The following is a 393-nucleotide window of genomic DNA, read 5'->3' as shown; positions in this document are numbered from 1 at the left end:
CAATTAACGTTTGGAGAACTGCGGACGACGACGTGCTTTACGCAGACCGACTTTCTTACGTTCAACCTGACGAGCGTCACGAGTAACGAAGCCAGCTTTACGCAGTTCGGAACGCAGGGACTCGTCGTACTCCATCAGAGCGCGGGTGATACCGTGACGGATCGCACCAGCCTGACCAGAGAGACCACCACCTTTAACAGTGATGTACAGATCCAGTTTCTCAACCAGGTCGACCAGTTCCAGCGGCTGACGAACTACCATGCGGGCAGTTTCACGACCGAAGTACTGTTCCAGAGAACGCTGGTTGATAACGATTTTACCGTTGCCCGGTTTGATGAAAACGCGAGCTGCGGAACTTTTGCGGCGACCAGTGCCGTAGTATTGATTTTCAGC

General features: G+C 53.2%; 1 protein-coding gene. It reads right to left on the bottom strand.

Going from position 1 to position 393, the window contains the following annotated elements; all coding sequences use genetic code 11:
• Positions 1-3: 3 nt before the first annotated feature.
• The coding region (rpsI, locus tag H0X91_RS34825) for a 30S ribosomal protein S9 (RefSeq protein ID WP_196433835.1) at positions 4-393 on the bottom strand (390 nt) is incomplete at its 5' end.

Origin of the sequence: Burkholderia sp. 9777_1386 (assembly GCF_015712265.1) — a bacterium.
In the GTDB taxonomy this organism is placed as follows: Bacteria; Pseudomonadota; Gammaproteobacteria; order Burkholderiales; family Burkholderiaceae; genus Burkholderia; species Burkholderia cenocepacia.
Note: the sequence above shows the minus strand (reverse complement) of the source record. Positions and strands in the feature narration are given on the sequence as shown.